General features: G+C 74.9%; 10 protein-coding genes. 6 read left to right on the top strand and 4 right to left on the bottom strand.

Annotated elements, in window-relative coordinates; translation table 11 throughout:
- Nucleotides 1-619: 619 nt before the first annotated feature.
- On the bottom strand, nt 620-1,165 hold the full coding sequence (locus HCJ92_RS14045) for a MarR family winged helix-turn-helix transcriptional regulator (RefSeq protein ID WP_167933915.1): 546 nt from the start codon (nt 1,163-1,165) through the stop codon (nt 620-622).
- Between the two features lie 203 nt (nt 1,166-1,368).
- Here HCJ92_RS14045 and HCJ92_RS14050 point away from each other — a divergent pair, with 203 nt between their 5' ends.
- Complete coding sequence (locus HCJ92_RS14050; protein WP_167933916.1) at nt 1,369-2,898, top strand: MFS transporter; 1,530 nt, start codon at nt 1,369-1,371, stop codon at nt 2,896-2,898.
- 99 nt (nt 2,899-2,997) lie between these two features.
- Here HCJ92_RS14050 and HCJ92_RS14055 read toward each other — a convergent pair whose 3' ends face one another.
- Both HCJ92_RS14055 and HCJ92_RS14060 read right to left on the bottom strand, forming a co-directional pair.
- A complete protein-coding gene (locus HCJ92_RS14055) occupies nt 2,998-4,764 on the bottom strand; it encodes a SpoIIE family protein phosphatase (RefSeq protein ID WP_167933917.1) in 1,767 nt (588 codons plus the stop codon).
- Nucleotides 4,765-4,855: 91 nt separating this feature from the next.
- The gene (locus HCJ92_RS14060) at nt 4,856-6,229 is read right to left on the bottom strand and encodes an FAD-dependent oxidoreductase (RefSeq protein WP_167933918.1); all 1,374 of its coding nucleotides are present in this window, start codon (nt 6,227-6,229) and stop codon (nt 4,856-4,858) included.
- A gap of 405 nt (nt 6,230-6,634) precedes the next feature.
- On the opposite strand from HCJ92_RS14060, the gene HCJ92_RS14065 reads away from it, so the two are divergent.
- Together HCJ92_RS14065 and HCJ92_RS14070 are read left to right on the top strand one after the other, a co-directional pair.
- Nucleotides 6,635-7,360 (top strand): helix-turn-helix domain-containing protein, encoded by a 726-nt coding sequence (locus tag HCJ92_RS14065; protein WP_338054174.1) that lies wholly within the window; start codon nt 6,635-6,637, stop codon nt 7,358-7,360.
- 315 nt (nt 7,361-7,675) lie between these two features.
- Nucleotides 7,676-9,907: a sigma-70 family RNA polymerase sigma factor gene (locus tag HCJ92_RS14070; RefSeq protein WP_338054175.1), complete on the top strand. Its 2,232-nt coding sequence runs from the start codon at nt 7,676-7,678 to the stop codon at nt 9,905-9,907.
- A 102-nt stretch (nt 9,908-10,009) separates the two neighbouring features.
- Here the strand turns inward: HCJ92_RS14070 and HCJ92_RS14075 are convergent, their stop codons facing one another.
- Nucleotides 10,010-12,157 (bottom strand): asparagine synthase-related protein, encoded by a 2,148-nt coding sequence (locus HCJ92_RS14075; protein ID WP_167933920.1) that lies wholly within the window; start codon nt 12,155-12,157, stop codon nt 10,010-10,012.
- 686 nt (nt 12,158-12,843) lie between these two features.
- Between HCJ92_RS14075 and HCJ92_RS14080 the strand changes: the two genes are divergently transcribed.
- From HCJ92_RS14080 to trmB, 3 genes are all read left to right on the top strand, one after another.
- Nucleotides 12,844-14,412 carry an NsdA family TPR-like regulatory protein gene (locus tag HCJ92_RS14080; RefSeq protein WP_167933921.1) on the top strand — a complete coding sequence of 523 codons (1,569 nt, stop codon included), beginning with the start codon at nt 12,844-12,846 and terminating at the stop codon, nt 14,410-14,412.
- An 8-nt stretch (nt 14,413-14,420) separates the two neighbouring features.
- Nucleotides 14,421-15,629: an L-2-hydroxyglutarate oxidase gene (gene lhgO / locus HCJ92_RS14085; protein ID WP_245240865.1), complete on the top strand. Its 1,209-nt coding sequence runs from the start codon at nt 14,421-14,423 to the stop codon at nt 15,627-15,629.
- A 317-nt stretch (nt 15,630-15,946) separates the two neighbouring features.
- Nucleotides 15,947-16,906, top strand: a complete 960-nt coding sequence (gene trmB, locus HCJ92_RS14090) for a tRNA (guanosine(46)-N7)-methyltransferase TrmB (RefSeq protein ID WP_420824709.1) — start codon at nt 15,947-15,949, stop codon at nt 16,904-16,906.
- Nucleotides 16,907-17,072 lie beyond the last annotated feature (166 nt).

Raw genomic sequence — 17,072 nt, forward strand, 5'->3', positions numbered from 1 at the left:
TGTTTCTTCAAAGGAACCTCGTCCACCAGCAGGAAACCTGCCGACCGGACGGGGTATCAACATATTTGGCGTTGACTTTTGGCACGCTGTTGAGTTCTCAAGGAACGGACGCTTCCTTCGGACTGCCTTCCAGCAGACCCTCCGGGCTTTCCCTTCGGTCTTTCTTTGTGTCTCCGACTCTACCAGACTCACTTCCGTGATCCTGACCCCCGGTCGGCGGGGACAAACTCTCGGCCTTTCGGCCTTTCCCTCCGGGTTTCCCCTTCGGTGTCTCCGACTCTATCAGACTCACTTTCGTGTTTCTGACCCCCGGCCGGCGGGGCCTTTCGAGCTTTGCGCCCTCCGGCGTGTCCACCACGTTAGAGCATTTCCCCGACCGATTCAAAACCGGCCCGGACGTGAATTCGACATACGCGAACGCATACGAAAACACACCCGAAAGGGCAGATGCACCTAGGCAGTGGTTGCCGCCTCCTGGGACGCTCTGCGTCGCTTGGGGAACCGATCGGCTCCGTGGCAGCTCGGAGAACATTACGCAGACACGTCTGGAGCGTCAAATCCAGGCGGCACACCGCTCGTACCGGCTGCGGCTTCGCCCGCAGGACGGGGCGGGAGGGGGTCAGTCGAGGTCGGTGAGCCGCCCGCCGGCGTCCGGCTGAGCGTCCTCCACGCGGCGGAGCAGCCGGGTGAGCAGTTCCCCCAGCACCCCTCGCTCCCGGGGGTCGAGGTCCTGCAGCAGGCCTTCCTCGAAGGTCGAGGCGAGCCGCATCACCTCCAGCCACTTCTGGTGGCCGGCCTCGGTGATCCCGACGATGACCCGCACCCGGTTGCCGGGGTCCCGCTCGCGGGTGACCAGCCCCGCCGCGAGCAACCGGTCGATGCGGTGGGTGATGGCGGCGGGCGTCAGCCCCAGCCTGTTGGAAAGGGTGCCGGGCCACAGCTGGTAGGGGCCGCCGGCCATGACGAGCGCCTTGAGCACCTCCCACTCGCCCTGGCTGAGGTCCGCCGCGCCCAGATGGCGGCTGTACGCGACGCTCATCCGCCGGTCGAGGCGCGACAGGGCGTTCACGACCTTCTCCACCTGGGGGTCCAGGTCCTGGTACTCCCGGAGGTAGATGGCGATCTGCTCGTCGAGGGTCGGCTCGCGCCGACGCTTGGGAGGCATGGCGGGGAGTATCGCACGTCACCCCCTATTCGTTCGACCCCGAACACCTCGGCCCTGTAGTCTTTGATATCGAATTTTAGCTTCGAACTCTTCGGCCCTGAGTCCGGCGGTCCCCGTCGGTTCGGGGCCCGTCCACGTGGACCGGCGGTGCCGGCGAGCGCGGACGGAGGCACGGCCGAACCACGAGAAAGGCGAGGGGGACGGTGGACAAGCTGACCGGGACGGGCTCCGCGCTGCGTCGCATCCAGATCGGTAACGCGCTCAGCGCGTTCGGCAACGGCTTCACGGTGCCGTATCTGTTCCTCTACGTGGCGCGCGTACGCGAGCTCGGTGATCTGGCGGCCGGTGCCACGCTGGCGGCGTTCGCCGTCGCCGCGCTGCTGGTGCTGCCCTTCACCGGGCGGGCCATCGACCAGCGCGGCCCGCTGCCCGTGGCGCTCTCCGGAGCCGCCGCCGCATCGGCGGGTGCCCTGGGCTTCGGCTTCGCCACGACCGCGCCGACGGTGCTGCTGTCGGCGGCGGTGATGGGGGCCGGCCTCGCCATGCTCCAACCAGCGCTGGCCACCATGATCGTCTGGTGCTCGACCCCTGCGAGCAGGTCCCGGGCGTTCGCGACCCAGTTCTTCCTCGCCAACCTCGGGCTCGGCCTGGGCGGCCTCACCGGCGGGCTCATCGTGGACGAGCACCGGGCCGGGAGCTTCGTTCTCCTCTTCACCACCGAAGCCGTCATGTTCCTGGTGCTGGCCGCGGTGGTCGCCACCGTGCGGCTGCCGCGCAGCGCTCCCGGGGCCGCCCCGCACACGCCGGTCGCCGCGTCCGACGGGCGGCCGACGGGCCGGCGGCGCTCCCGTGACCGGGCCCGCGCCGGCTCCGTGCCACCGGCCGACGGCATGCGCGCGGTGCTCGCCGATCCGGCGATGCTGCTGCTCTGCGTGCTCGGCTTCGTCCTCTTCTTCGCCTGCTACGGGCAGTTCGAGGCGGGGCTCGCCGCGTACGCGGTGGAGGTGACCCGGGTGCCGCCGAGCACGCTCGGCATGGCGCTGGCCGCGAACACCGCGGCGATCGTGGTGACCCAGTACGCCGTGCTGCGGTTCGTCGAGGGCAGGCGGCGCAGCAGGGTCATCGCCCTGGTCGGCATGGTCTGGACGGTGGCGTGGCTGGCCGCTGCCGCCTCCGGGCTGCTGCCGGTGGCGCACGCGGTCGCGGTGGGGCTGCTCATCTCGACGTACGCGCTGTTCGGCGTCGGTGAGGCGATGCTGTCACCGACGGTGGCGCCGCTGGTGGCCGATCTGGCGCCCGCCCGGCTGATCGGTCGCTACAACGCGGCTTTCGCCCTGGTGAAGCAGTTGGCGCTCGCGGTGGGACCCGCCGTGGGCGGTCTGCTCGCGGCGGTGGGCGCGTACGTGCCGTACCTGGTGCTGGTCACGGGGGCCTCGGTGGCGGTGTCGGTGCTGGCGCTGCGGCTCGGCCGGCGGCTGACCCCGGACCAGGAGTACGGGACGGTCGGGACCGACCCGGCCGGCGGCCCCACGGCGCCGGGCACCGAGGCGGCGTCGCCGGTGGTGGTGCCGGTGGTGACCGACTGCGGGACCGCTCCGACGCCGGGGCCGACCGCTGCGGGGGCGATGCCCGTGCGGGTGGTCGTGGTGGACGAACCGGTGGCCGCGGCGGTGACGGTCCTCGCGGGGAGCGAGGAACGGGAGCCCGCGGGCTGCGGCAGCACCGCCGGGTGACGGTAGGGGGCGGCGGACCCGGGTGACGGACCCGGGTGACGGACCCGGGCGGCTGCCGGCGCCGCCCGGATCGTTCGCGTCGGTACCGGGCGCCGCCCGTCAGTTCGCGGGAGCGGCGGGCAGGGCGAACTCCGCCCAGACCGACTTGCCGCCTTCCGGGAGCCGCCGGGTCCCCCAGTCCGTCGCCACGGCCGCGACCAGCGCGATGCCCCGCCCGGTCTCGTCCGCCAGGCGCACCTGCTGGTGGCGCGGCAGGTGCTCGTCGCCGTCCGTCACCTCGATGATGAGGCGGCGGTCGGTGCGCCGCAGTCGCAGCCTCATCGGCGCCTTGCCGTGCACGACGGAGTTGGCGACCAGTTCGCTGGCGGTCAGCACGCCGAGGTCGCGGAGTTCGTCCGGGAACCGCCAGGAGGAGAGGACGCCGCCGGCGAAGGCGCGTGCGCGCGGAGTCGCCTCGATGCCGCCGTGCAGGTCGAGCGCGGCAGCGCGGAACAGGCCCGCGTCCGCCCCCTCCGGCTGCGGTCGGGTGAAGGCGAGGACGGCGACGTCGTCGTCGTGGCCGTCGGAGATACCCAGCGCGCGGAGCAGCCGGTCGCAGAGGATCTGCGGGGAGTCGGCCGCGACGGCCATTGCCTCTTCCATGGTGTCGAGGCCGGCGTCGATGTCGGCGTCCCGGCGCTCGACCAGGCCGTCGGTGCAGAGCACCGCGCTGCTGCCGGGCGGGAAGGGGATGGCTGCCGACTCGTGGACCCACTCGCCGGTGCCCAGCGGAGGCCCGGTGGGGCCGGGCGTGCGGTGGACGGTTCCGTCGGGGCGGCGGACCACGATGGGCAGGTGGCCGGCGGAGGCGTAGGAGAGGGTGTCCTCGCTCGGGTCGTGGACGGCGTAGACGCAGGTGGCGATCTGGGTGGGGTCGATCTCGGAGGCGAGGCCGTCGAGCAGCTGCACCACCTCGTTGGGCGGCATGTCCAGGCGTGCGTAGGCGCGGACCGCGGTGCGCAGCTGTCCCATGACGGCGGCGGCGCGCACGCCGCGGCCCATGACGTCGCCGATGACGACGGCGGTGCGTCCGGCGCCGAGGGTGATGACGTCGTACCAGTCGCCGCCGACGGCGGTCTCGGTGCCGCCGGGTCGGTAGGTCGCGGCGACACGAAGCTCGTCCGGTTGCTCCAACTCCTGCGGCAGCAGGCTTCGTTGGAGCGTGACTGCGGTCTCGCGCTGGCGCCCCTCGCTCTCACGGAGACGTTCGGCGGAGGTGACCTGGTCGGTGACGTCGGCCGCGAAGACCAGGACGCCGCGCACCGGTGGCCCGTCGGGGGCCGAGAGTTCGACGGGTGTGCAGGTGAAGGTGTGGAAGGAGTCGCGCCGAGGGCCCTGCACCCGGCGGGACTTGATGGTGCGGGAGGTGTTGCTGCGGCGGACCTGGTCCATCAGGGGCACCAGCCCCAGCTCTTCGAGTTCGGTGAGGGACTCCCGGGCCGGGCTGCCGGGGGTGCGCGGGCCGAACAGGGCGGCGTACGCCTCGTTGACGTACGCGACGCGGTGGTCCGCGCCGTGGACCAGGGCCACCGGCGCGGGTACCTGGCCGAGGAGTTCGTGCACCGCCGGTCCGTGCACGAACTCGGCGTCGGTCGCCGCGGCGTGGGGTGTTCCGGGCGTTCCCGGTCCGCCGGGCGGGTCGTTGCCGTCGGTGTGTGCCACGTGGTGGTTCTCCTCGGCGGGTTCGGCGCCGGGTGCGGTCCGGGCCTCGTGGCGGCCGGGCCGGCCGTCGCGCGCGGCGGGGACCGGCTTGGCCGCGGTGATCGCGGCGGAGGCGGCGCGCCGCTGCGTGCCGGGCAACCGGATGCCCCAGCGGGTCAGTTTCACCTGGTCTCTCCCAGTAGCCCGGTCAACCTGCCGGGATGGCGTGGCTAGGGTCTCGGGCGTCGCCGTCAGCGCGCGGGCCGTCGGTCCAAGACTACGGCCCTCCGGGGGCGCGGTCGCTGCCCGCCGCGGCCTCGAACTCCGCTCGCGGGTGTTCCATCGAGCCCAGGGAGACGATCTCGCGCTTGAAGAGCCCGGCCAGTGTCCACTCCGCCAGGACGCGTGCCTTGCGGTTGAGGGTGGGCACGCGGCTGAGGTGGTAGGTCCGGTGCATCAGCCAGGCGGGGTACCCCTTGAGGCGTCGGCCGTACACCCGTGCGACGCCCTTGTGGAGGCCGAGGGAGGCGACGGAACCGGCGTAGCGGTGGCGGTAGGAGACCGGTTGGTGGCCGCGCAGCACGCGGGCGATGTTGTCGCCCAGAAGTCGCGCCTGACGCACGGCGTGTTGCGCGTTGGGGGCGCAGAGCGCGGGCTTCCCGTCGGGCGCCGGATCGTCGGCGGAGAGGTCGGGGACGGCCGCGGCGTCACCCGCGGCCCAGACACGGTCGACGCCGGACACCCGCAGTTGGGGGGTGCAGCGCATGCGGCCGCGTTCGTCGAGGGGGACGCCGCAGGCGGCGAGCACCGGATTGGGCTTGACTCCTGCGGTCCACACCAGCGTGCGCGTCGGATGGCGCGTGCCGTCGCTGAGAACGGCGACGCCGTCCTCGTAGGCGTCGAGCCGGGTGCTCAACCGGACGTCCATGTTGCGTCCGCGCAGCTCACGGACGGCGTACTCGCCCATGCGCAGGCCGACTTCGGGGAGGATGCGGTTGGTGGCCTCGACGAGGATCCACTTCTGCTCGTCCCCGCTGACGTTGGGGTAGTAGCGGCTGGCGTAGCGCGCCATGTCCTCCAACTCGGCCACGGCCTCGACCCCGGCGTAGCCGCCGCCGACGAAGACGAACGTGAGGGCGGCGTCCCGGACCTGGGGGTCGCGGGTGGAGGCGGCCACGTCGAGCTGCTCCAGCACGTGGTTGCGGAGCCCGATGGCCTCCTCGACGGTCTTGAAGCCGATGCCGTGCTCGGCGAGTCCCGGGACGGGCAGTGTCCTGGACACGGAGCCGACAGCCAGGACGAGGTGGTCGTAGCGCACGGACTCCGGCTCCCCGTCGGACTGCTCCGCGGCCAGGGTGCGGATGCGGACGGTCCGGGTGGCGGGGTCGGCGGAGACCAGCTCGCCGGCGAGGAACCGGCAGTGCGGCAGTATCCGTCGCAGCGGCACCACCACGTGGCGGGGCGAGATGGAGCCGGCGGCTGCCTCGGGGAGGAACGGCTGGTACGTCATGTACGGCTCGGGGGAGACCACCACGATCTCCACCACCCCTCGCCGCAGCTCGCCACGTAGGCGGCTCTGGAGGCGCAGCGCGGTGTAGAGGCCGACGTATCCGCCGCCGGCCACGAGAATGCGGGTGGGTTCCTTCGTCACTCGTCCATGAGGCACAGGGTCGGCTGCGTTTGTCCACAGGTGCGGCGGGACGCTGCTCCGATAGGGGCGCGGTGGGCCGTATTCGCCCTCTTCTCAGTGTCGGCGGCCTCAACTATGTTCGTACGTCGGAGGAGCGGTGGTGCCGCTCTCCGCCGCAGGGTGGGGTGCCGTTCGGGGGGACGGCGCAGGTGCAGGAACCGGGGGGAGACAGGTATGCGTTCTCAGGAAGCCCAGGAGCGGTCCGCGAGCGGTGCCGGGCGGCGCGGTCGTCCGGCCCGGGGGCCGGAGGGCAGGGACGACTGTTCGGTGTCCGGGGAGGGCTCGCGCGCGGGCCGTCCCGGGGCGGCGGCCAGGCCGGGCGGGGGGTCGGCGCTGCGGACGGACGCGCGGCGGAACCTCCGGCACGTGCTCGACGCCGCCCGTGACGTCTTCGGCGAGCAGGGGTACGAGGCGCCGGTGGAGGAGGTGGCGAGGCGTGCGCGGGTCGGCGTCGGGACGGTGTACCGCCGCTTCCCGAACAAGGAGGCCCTGGTCAGGTACGTCACGGAGCTGGAGACCCGGCGGTTGGTCGAGCGGGCGTTGTCCTCCCTCTCGGAGCCGGCGGAGCCGTGGACCGCGCTGGAGGGGTTCGTGCGGTTCGCGTCGTCGGCGCGGAGCGGCAGGCTGCTGCCGGAGCTGTTCGCGGCGGGTGTGGGGCTCGGCGTCCCGGCGGCGCACACGGCGGGCACCGCGGCGACGGACGCGGCGGGCGGCGCGGCGGCCGGAGGGGGCCGGGGCGGAGCGGAGTCCGCGGCGGAACGGGTGCCGCAGCCGAGAGCGGCGCGGGAGGACCTCGACGATCCCCCCGGTTCGCCGGCGGCGGTCGCACCGCCGGGGCCGGCGGACGAACCGGCGGACGAGCCGGCGGCCGACTCGGCACCCGAACAGACGGACGAGCTGCTGGAGTTGCTGTCGCGGCTGGTCGAACGAGCACGGCTGGCAGGCCAGTTGCGCTCCGACGCCGCAGTGGCGGACGTCCTGCTGGTCATCGCCACGGCGCCGCCGCCGGTCGCGGACACCGTGCACCGGGCCGCGCTCTCCGCACGGCTGTTGGACATCCTGCTCCAGGGGCTGCGGCCCGCGAGGAGCTGAGACCGGGGCCTCGCACGGACGGGTGGTTCCGGCCAACGGCGGCACACACGCGGCCCTCCGTGTGGGACGCTACGCGTTGAGCCCCCGCGCGCTGCGACGCGCGGGCCGAAGGGGGCTCGGTCAGGGACGCAGACAGCCTCGGGGGCTTACCGCATGAGCATGGACGGTCCGGGCGAACCACAGGGTGAGCGCGGGGAGTCCGGCCCGCCCGGGGCGTCCTCCACGCCTGCCACCGCAGCCGACCGCGTGAACAGCGCCGCGAACGGCGCGGGTTCCTCGTCGCGACCGGCCGACCCCGGCCGTCCGTTCGGGGCGGTGGAACGCGACGAGGCGCCGGGGGTGCCCGTACCGCCACCGTTCCAGGAGGCGGAGCCCGGGGAACGAGGCCGGGAGGCCGACCGGTTCGCCGGGGCGAGCGATTCCGGGGGCGTGCACGGGCTCGAAGGTACCGAGGGTGCTGACGGGACGGCCGAGGTGCGGGCGCCGTCCGGCGGCGCCGCATCCGCCCCGGCAGGCGGTGCGGACGGTGCCGCGGGCACGCCGGACGGGCGCGCCGGCGGGGAGGCCGCCGCGGGCGCCGAATCCGGTACGACCGCGAACGGCACCCCGTGGGACGGCACACCGCAGGACGACGGCGCCGCGCGGGAGCACGAGGCCGAGGGTCACGCGGTCCCGCGCCAGCGGGCGCGCGCCGGCGCGGCGCCGCCACCGTTCGCCGGCCCCGGCCCCTTCGACTCGATTCCCGGGGCGGCCCCCGGAGGACCCGCCGAAGCCGGTGACCTGGAGCTGGTGCGTCTGATCCGCGGCGGTGACGCGCTCGCCTCGGAGGAGCTGTACCGCCGGCACGTGGACTCCGTCCGCCGGTACGCCCGCACCTGCTGCCGCGACGCGGACACGGCGGACGACCTCACCAACGAGGTGTTCGCGGCGACGCTCCAGGCGATCCGCGGCGGCGCCGGGCCGCAGACCGCGGTACGGGCCTACCTGCTGACCTCGGTCCGGCGCGTCGCCGCCGCGTGGTCGCGGACGGCCCGCAGGGAACAACTCGTGGACGACTTCGCGGTGTTCGCGGTCTCCGCCGCGGCTGGCGGGCAACGCGTCGCGGAGACGGCGGAGTCGGGCGCGGACGTGCGGGCGATGCACGGCGCGGAACGGTCCATGGCGGTGCAGGCGTTCCGCAGCCTGCCGGAGCGATGGCAGACCGTGCTGTGGCACACCACGGTGGAGGAGTCCTCTCCTCAGGAGGTGGCCCCGCTGCTGGGGCTCACGCCCAACGCGACGTCGGTGCTGGCGCACCGGGCGCGTGAGGGGCTGAAGCAGGCCTACCTCCAGGCGCACGTGAGCCGGGCGCTCACCGACGGCGGGGGGTGCGCCCGCTACGCGGACCGGCTCGGTGCCTACGCCCGCGGCGGGTTGCGGTCCCGGGCCGAGCGCGGACTGCGGGAGCACCTGCGGGAGTGCGACGCCTGCTCGGCTGCGGCGCTGGAGGTCCGGGACCTCAACCAGCACATCCGCTCGGTGCTGCCGATCGCCGTCATCGGCTGGTTCGCCGCGGAGTCCGCGCTGAAGGGCGCCGGGGTGTGGGGCGGTGCGGCGGCGGCCGGCGCGGGCGGCTCCGCGGCTGCCGCCGGCGGTGGCGCGGGTGCGTCGGGGGGTGCCGCCTCCGAGGGGCTGGGCGCCCCGGTGAAGGTGGGGATGGCCGCCGCGGTCGCCGCGACGGTCACCGCCGCCACCCTGGCGCTGCTGTTCATGGGCGGCACCGCGGAACCCGGCCGGGACGTGGCCGACAAGCCGGGCGCCGCCGTGCCCGCGCCCGAGACGCAGCCACCGCCGGCGGAGGAGACGGCGCCCGAGCCGGAGCCGGACCCCGACCCCCCGTCGTCGCCGGACCCCGACGTCGCGGACCCGACGCCCCCCCGACCCGAACCGGACCCGCCGGTCGAGGCGGAACCGCCGGCCCGCTCGGAGCCCGAACCGGAGCCCGAACCGGAGCCCGAACCGGAGCCCGAGGCCGAGGCCGAGCCGTCACAGCCGTCACAGCCGGCTCCGGAGGCTCCCGAGGCCGTGGAGCCCGACCCGGAACCCGAGCCGGAGCCCGAGCCCGAGCCCGAACGGGAGTCCTACGAGGTCCGGTCCCTCTCCTACGACCTGCTCGGCAACTCCGACGAGCCGACGCTCCGGCTGCTGGGCAGCAGCTGGACGTGGCAGCGGGCGGGACTCTCGATCGGCGGCGAGCGGCACGCGCACGGCATCACCGTCTCGACGGTGTCCTCGGTGACGATCGACCTCAACCGGCCGTGCCAGGTGTACCGGGCGCGGGTGGGGATCGACGACTCGACGGCGGCGCTGGGCGGCGCGGTCTTCTCCGTGCACGGTGACGGGTCCAGGTTGTGGACGTCCCCGGTGATGGCGGGCGGGGACACGTCGCAGCCGCTCCGGGTGCCGGTCGACGGGGTGCAGTCGCTGCGACTGGTGGTCGAGGCACGGGGCGCACTGGGGGCGTTGGGCCTCGCGAGCTGGGCCGAGTCCGCGATCGAGTGCGGCTGACGCTGCCGGGCGGCGCCACGGGCGCCGACCGTGGCCCGGCGCTGTCGGGGGGCCACGCCGGACAGGGCTCGGCGCCCCCTCCGCGCCCGGGGGGGGCGGGGTTCAGGGGGTGACGCCGCTGGTCACCGCGCGCGGCTGGTGGTCGCCGGAGGTCGACCAGCAGGAGCCGCGGCGGGCGAGCAGGCGCCGCAACCAGACCTCCATGGAGACCAGTTCGGCGATGCCGTCGAGCGGTAGCGGTTCGCCCTCGGTGGCGGCCCGCAGCGCCTTGCGGACGACGCGGGCGTCGACCAGACCGGCGTCGGCCAGCAGCGGTGCCGAGAACAGCTGCATCAGCTCCGGGAGCGCGGAGCGCACCCCGGCGAGGGTGCTCTCGGCGGTTGCTTCCCGGCTCGACGCGCCCCAGCCGGGCGGTAGTTCACGGACGCCCGCACCTTCCAGGACGGCGCGGAGCACCTCGGCGCGGGCGCCGGGCTGCACCCGCAGTGTCTCCGGCAGCGCCTGGCAGGCGCGCACCACCTGGTTGTCGTAGAACGGCGCGTGCAGCCGCTGGTGGTGGCGTTCGGCGGCCTGCACGAAGATGCGGTGGTCGGCCGCGCTGCGGGCGAGCGCGGCGCGGGCGCGCAGTACGCCGGGGCGGCCGTTGTCGGCGCTGTGCCGGGGGTGCGCGGCGGCGGCCTCCAGCCTGACCGAGACCTCGGCGAGCGCCTCGCCGGTGAGCCAGCGCGCGGCGGGGCCGGGGCGGCTCCAGGAGAGGGAGGCGAGGGAGGTGGCAAGCGCGGTGTCGGCGTTGTCGGCCGCTGGGCCGGAGACACCGCGGAGGTGGGTGGCGGCGCCGGCGAGCCCGTCGCGGTAGGGGGTGCGGGCGAGTCGGCGGGCCGCGCGGTAGATGGTCAGCGGCGTCAGCACCGAGCGGTTGCCGTCGCGACTGGCGCGGGCCAGCGCGGTCACCGGGCGCAGCACGTAGCGTCGGTTGCGGTCGAGCAGCAGGTCGGCGAGGCGTGCGGGGTGGGCGTCGAGGACGTGTCTGGCGCCGCTGCCGATGATGTGGTCGGCGCTGCCGGCGGCGAGTCGGCTGCGGTGGCGGGCGACGCCGACGAGGGAGGGGCCCGGCTCGTCGGTGAGGTGCACCTCGTCCAGCCCGGCGTAGGGGAGAGCCTCCTCGGCGGCGGCGACCACGACGTGGTGCAGCCGGGGGTCCTCGCCTATGGCGCGGGCGCGTTCGAGCTCGGCGAGACGGGCGGCGTGGCCCTCGGGGGTGCCGGGGGTCAGGTCGTTGAAGGTGACGGCGAGCAGCCGTTCCCCTGCGAGGGTGGAGCCCGTGCCGAAGATGGTGCCGGGCCTGCCGGGCAGTCCGGCGGCGAGCAGCGCGAGGGTGGTGGAGGCGCTTCCCCCGGAAAGGTCGGCCCCGACGCCGGGCGCGGGTTCCGCACCGTCGCGGGGTGCGGCGCCGTGGCCGCCGACCGGGCCGTCGTGCGCCGGCCCGGGGCCGCCGACTCCCCCGCCGCCGACCGCCGCGGCCCCGGCGGGGAGGGCGCCGTGGGCGGGTTCGTGGGCGACGGGCTCGTTGATGTGGCGGGGTGCGGCGAGCCGGGCGCGGACGGCCTCGACCAGGGCGTCCCGGACCCCGGTGATCGCGGCCTCCTGCTCGACCTGGGGGGCGGCCACCACGGTGGGGACGGCCGGTTCGTAGTCCTTGACATCGCGGACGCCGCCCTCCCGCAGGGACAGCGCGCGGCCGGGCGGCACCCGGCGGACGCCGGCGTAGGGCGAGCCGTCGCCCAGTGCTTCCAGCGACTCCGGGCAGGCGAGCATCGTCGCGAGCTGCCCGATGTCCAACTGGGCCTCGATGAGGTCGGCGAGGGGCAGGGCCGCGGTGGCGTAGGCGGTGCCGCCGGCCCAGTCCGCGTGGAAGACGGGGTGCAGGCCGGCGAGGTCGGTGGGGATGACGGTGCGTCGTCCGAACCGGGCGACGGGGGTGTAGCTTCCCGGGAACATCGTCAGTTGGCGCAGCGCTCCGGCGCGGGCGGAGATCAGTGCGGAGCGCAGCCGGGCGTCGTCGGCGCCGCAGTGGCCGAGCACGGCGAGTTGGGTGTCGCCGTCGGCGTGGACCAGGCGGATCTCGTCGGGGCGCCAGTCACCGACGGCCCAGAGCGGGTCGGGCCCCTCCCACAACGGCTGCGCTCCCAGCGGCAGTACGTCGCGAGCAGCGCTGATCGAGGCTCCGCACCACCCCACGAGCCATCGCATGCCGCCTCCCCCACCGGACCGTGCCCGCCGCGCGGGCTGTTTCGGGTGCGTCCCGACCCCCAGGATCGGTGGGGCAGTCGGGACACAGTGGGGCCATGCTGCCATGGGAGCGGGTGCAACGGCTCGGTACGGGGTGGTGCGTCGCGGGGCAGGGGTGATCGCCCCGTGGCGGGTTGCACCCCTGGAAACCAGCGCGATCCGGCCATTGTTGGCCGGAGTTCACCCCAGGGCGACATCGCAGGCGGGCAACGGACAGGTGTGACCCGGGAGACGCTGGTCGACTCCCGGGTCACGACCGCCGTCCGCGGGGATGTGGGACGGCGGCCTCCCCCGGCCCACCGGTTTCCAGAGCGCGGCGGACCGACCCACGCCCACACCATGCAAGACCTCGGGCCCTCACCTGCACAGAGCGCACGGGCAGGCGCACGGCCACATGCCGGGAGCGCGACCGGGGGCCTCGCGGGCACGTTCCCAGGGAGGTGGGACCGGGCCGCTCGACCGGTCTCGACAGCCGTCACCGGCGGGGGTGGCGAACCGCTCGACCGCAGATCGCCACCGTTGAAGACCAGCCATCCGGCGGCGGGACCCTTAACGGTCAGAAGGCATCGAACTACGCTGGGTTGGCGGAAGCGCGGAAAGCCCTGTGCTGGTCGCGGGGTTGCCGTCGGTGGTGTTCAGGGGTGCGCATGTCCAGGCAGTCACGCGGACCGAACGAGAAGCTCGGCACCGTCCTCGTCCTCGCCGGCATGAGCAACGCCGGGCTGGCACGCCGAGTCAACGACCTGGGAGCGCAGCGCGGTCTGACGCTCCGCTACGACAAGACGTCGGTCGCCCGGTGGGTGACCAAGGGCATGGTGCCGCAGGGTTCTGCACCGCACCTCATCGCCGCCGCCATCAGCAGCAAGCTCGGCCGGCCTGTCCCGCTGCACGAGATCGGGCTGGCGGACACCGACCCCACTCCGGAGGTCGGCCTCGGCTTCCCGCGGCACGTCGCCGAGGCGGTACGCGGTGCGACCGAGCTGTACCAGCTCGACTCCTCGCCGGGGCGCGCCGTGTGGCAGTCGCTCGCCGGTTCGTTCTCCGTCAGCGCCTACGCCACCCCCGCGGCACGCTGGCTCATATCGCCGGCGGACGCCTCCGTCGCCCGGGACGCCGCCGCCGACGTCGCGGGCGCCCCGGAGCCGGCCGACCCGTCCGGTCCCGCCGCACCGGAGGAAGCCGAGGGGCCGTCGGGGCGTGCGGACGGCACGGACCCGGCGGGACGCGGTGAGGGCCGCGACCCCGGGGACCCGGCCGTCGCGGAGGTGGGAACGCACCGCGACCGCGACGGGAGCGTCGGGCGGGTCGGCCACTCCGACGTGTCGAAGCTTCGCGAGGCCGCCGACGAGGCGCGCCGCTGGGACTCCAAGTACGGCGGCGGGGACTGGCGTTCCGCGATGGTCCCGGAGTGTCTGCGGACCGACGCGGCGCCCCTGCTGCTGGGCAGCTACACGGACGAGGTGGGGCGCTCGCTGTTCCGGGCGACGAGCGAACTCACCCGTCTCGCGGGCTGGATGGCCTTCGACACCGGGCAGCAGGAGGCGGCGCAGCGCTACTACATCCAGGCGCTGCGGCTGGCGCGGGCCGCCGCCGACGTCCCGCTGGGGGGCTACGTGCTGGCGTCGATGTCCCTCCAGGCGACGTACCGCGGCTTCGCCGAGGACGGCGTGGACCTCGCGCAGGCGGCGCTGGAACGCAACCGCTCGCTGGCCACCGCCCGCACCATGAGCTTCTTCCGGCTGGTGGAGGCGCGCGCGTTGGCGAAGGCGAACGACAAGCACGCCTGCGTGGTGGCGCTGGCCGCCGCCGAGAGCTGGTTGGAACGCTCCCGGTCGGGCGACCCTGACCCGGGCTGGTTGGACTTCTACGCCTACGACCGCCTCGCCGCCGACGCCGCCGAGTGCTACACCGACCTCAAGGCGCCCGGGCAGGCGCGGCGCTTCACGGAGGAGTCGCTGTCCGACCCGACGGAGAACTTCGCGCGGTCGCACGGCCTGCGCCTGGTCGTCGCCGCGATAGCGGAGCTGGAGTCCGGCAACCTGGACACGGCGTGCGCCATCGGCACCCGCGCGATCGAGATGGCGGCCCGGATCTCGTCCGCCCGCGCGACGGACTACGTCCGCGACCTGCTCCACCGCCTGGAGCCGTACGAGAACGAGCCCGTCGTCAAAGAGCTCCTGGAGGCCGCTCGCCCGCTCCTCGCTTCTCCGGCATGATCCAGCACATGACACGGGCACCGTACGACTGCGATGTGCTGGTCGCCGGCGGCGGGATCGTGGGGCTGGCCGCCGCGCACGCCCTGCGGGCCGCGGACCCGCGGCTGCGCGTCGTCGTCGTGGAGAAGGAGACCGGTCCGGCCCGGCACCAGAGCGGGCGGAACAGCGGCGTCGTCCACAGCGGTGTCGCCTACCGTCCCGGCTCGCTGAAGGCGCGGCTGACGGTCGCCGGCGCGGCGGAGATGCTCGCCTACTGTGCCGCGAACGGGATCGCGCACGCCCGCCCGGGAAAGGTCGTACTGGCGACGACCAGCGAGGACGTGCCCCGGTTGCGCGACCTGGCGCAGCGCGGGCGCGCCAACGGAGTGGTGGTGGAGGAGCTGTCCTTGCGGAAGCTCTCGACGGTCGAGCCGCACGTGCGCGCGGTCGCGGCGCTGCGGGTGCCGAGCACCGGCGTCTGCGACTTCCGCGCGGTGGCGGCACGGCTCGCCGCGGACCTCGACGTCCGGTACGGGGCGCGGATCACCGCGGTGGACCAGCGCCCCGGCAGGGGTGTGGCCGTCGGTACCGAGGTCGGGCATGTGCTCCGGGCACGGGCCCTGGTGACGTGCGCCGGGTTGTACGGCGACCGGCTCGCCCGGCTGGCCGGGGTGGACCCGGGGCTCCGGATCATCCCGTTCCGCGGCGAGTACCGCACCCTCGCCCCGCGTGCGGCGCGGTTGGTGCGCGGCCTGGTGTACCCGGTTGCCGACCCGGCGCTGCCGTTCCTCGGCGTGCACCTGACGCGGAGCACCGACGGTACCGTCCACGCCGGTCCCAACGCCGTGCCGGCCCTGGCACGCGAGGGGTACCGCTGGTCCGCCGTCGACCCGGTGGGGATGGCGTCGACGCTCGGCTACCCCGGGACCCGGCGGCTCGCCGCCCGCTACTGGCGCACGGGGGCCGCCGAGATCCGCCGGTCGCTCTCCCCTGCCGCTTTCGCCGCGGCGGTCCGGCGGCTCCTCCCCGCGGTGGAGCCCGAGGACCTGCTCCCGGCACCCGCGGGGGTCAGGGCGCAGGCGGTGCTGCCCGACGGGACGCTCGTGGACGACTTCCGCTTCGCGGAGGGACCGCACAGCGTGCACGTCCTCAACGCGCCGTCCCCGGCGGCCACCGCCGCGTTCCCCATCGGCCGGGAGATCGCCGAGCGGACGCTGCGGCGGCTCGCCGGCGGCTGAGGAGCCGCCCGCCCGGGCCGCGACACCGAGCGTGGCTGCAGCGGCGGGGCGGGGGCGCGGGCAGCGGGCTGCTCGCCCGGCTCGGGAGCCGGCGTCGGGCGCCCCGGCGTCGGGGCGGGCACCGGGGCGCGGGGGGTATGCGCGGGGGGCTCGCCGCCCGGGCGACGCGGCCGGGGACGCGAACGTAAAATCGGGGCACTATGCACCAGCCCCCTCACTCCCACGCCGCCGGGCCGGGCGCCGAGTCGGCCGCCCCTGCCGGATCGCACGCCCCCGGTTCGTCCAACGCCGGTTCGCCCGCTCCCGAGGAGACGCCCGTGGCCGACACCGCCGACACCGTCGAGGCGTCCGCCGCGGGCGAGGCGACCGGGCGGGACCAGGCGCCGGCCGCCACCCCCGAGGCCGAGCCGACAGGCGATCCCGACACGGCGAGCGGCGCCGACGCGGCGGGCGATCCCGACGCCACAGGCGGTGCGGCCGGCAGCGCGCGCCGTCGGCCGCCGGGCCACCGCCGACCGTGGGAGCACAGCGAGAACCCGCGGCCGACGCCGGGCCAGTTCCCGCCCGGGGTCGGTCCCACCGCCAACCCGGCGCCCGACCACGCGCTGTCGATCCGCAGCTTCGTGCCGCGGCGCAGCCGGGTCACGGAGGCGCAGCGCCTGGCGCTGGTCCGACTGTGGTCACGCTGGGGGCTGGAGGTCGACGCCGAGACCGCCGTCGACCTCGGAGCGCTCTTCGGCGAGAAGCCGGTGGTCCTGGAGATCGGGTTCGGCATGGGGGAGGCGACCGTCGAGATGGCGGCGGCGGACCCGTCGACCGGCATCCTCGCCGTCGACGTCCACACCCCGGGCCAGGGGAACCTGCTGCGCCTGGCCGAGCAGCGAGGGCTGGACAACGTGCGGGTGGCGAACGGCGACGCCAACCACCTGCTGGACGACATGCTCTCCGGGCGCTGCCTCTCGGGTGTCCGCGTCTTCTTCCCGGACCCGTGGCCCAAGAAGCGGCACAACAAGCGGCGCATCATCCAGCCGGAGTTCGTGGAGCTGTGCGCCTCCCGCATGGCTCCGGGCGCGCTGCTGCACTGCGCGACGGACTGGGAGGAGTACGCGGAGCACATGCTGGAGGTGCTCTCGGCCAGCCCGTCGTTCGAGAACGCGGCAGGCACCGAGAGCGGCTACGCACCGCGGCCCTCGTTCCGACCGCTGACCCGGTTCGAGCAGCAGGGCATCAACAAGGGGCACGTCGTCAACGACCTGCTCTTCCGCCGCCTGCCCTGATCCGGCCGGGCCCCGCCGACCGCCGCCTGTCCGCCGACTCGGGTCGGCGCCCGGCCGCGGTCCGGCGTGCGCGCGGTTCGTTCGGCGTGTGGCCGATGTTGGACTTCAGGGAGCCGACCAGGAGGGGCCGCCCCTCGGGCCGGTCCCGGCCGTAGGTGGCCAGGAG

This window comes from Streptomyces spiramenti, from assembly GCF_012034385.1.
Lineage (GTDB): Bacteria > Actinomycetota > Actinomycetes > Streptomycetales > Streptomycetaceae > Streptomyces > Streptomyces spiramenti.

Coding starts and splice junctions, on each gene's coding strand:
- HCJ92_RS14045 (WP_167933915.1), bottom strand. CDS start 1,165: ATGCCTCCCAAGCGTCGGCGCGAGCCGACCCTCGACGAGCAGATCGCC.
- HCJ92_RS14075 (WP_167933920.1), bottom strand. CDS start 12,157: ATGCGATGGCTCGTGGGGTGGTGCGGAGCCTCGATCAGCGCTGCTCGC.
- lhgO (WP_245240865.1), top strand. CDS start 14,421: ATGACACGGGCACCGTACGACTGCGATGTGCTGGTCGCCGGCGGCGGG.
- HCJ92_RS14080 (WP_167933921.1), top strand. CDS start 12,844: ATGTCCAGGCAGTCACGCGGACCGAACGAGAAGCTCGGCACCGTCCTC.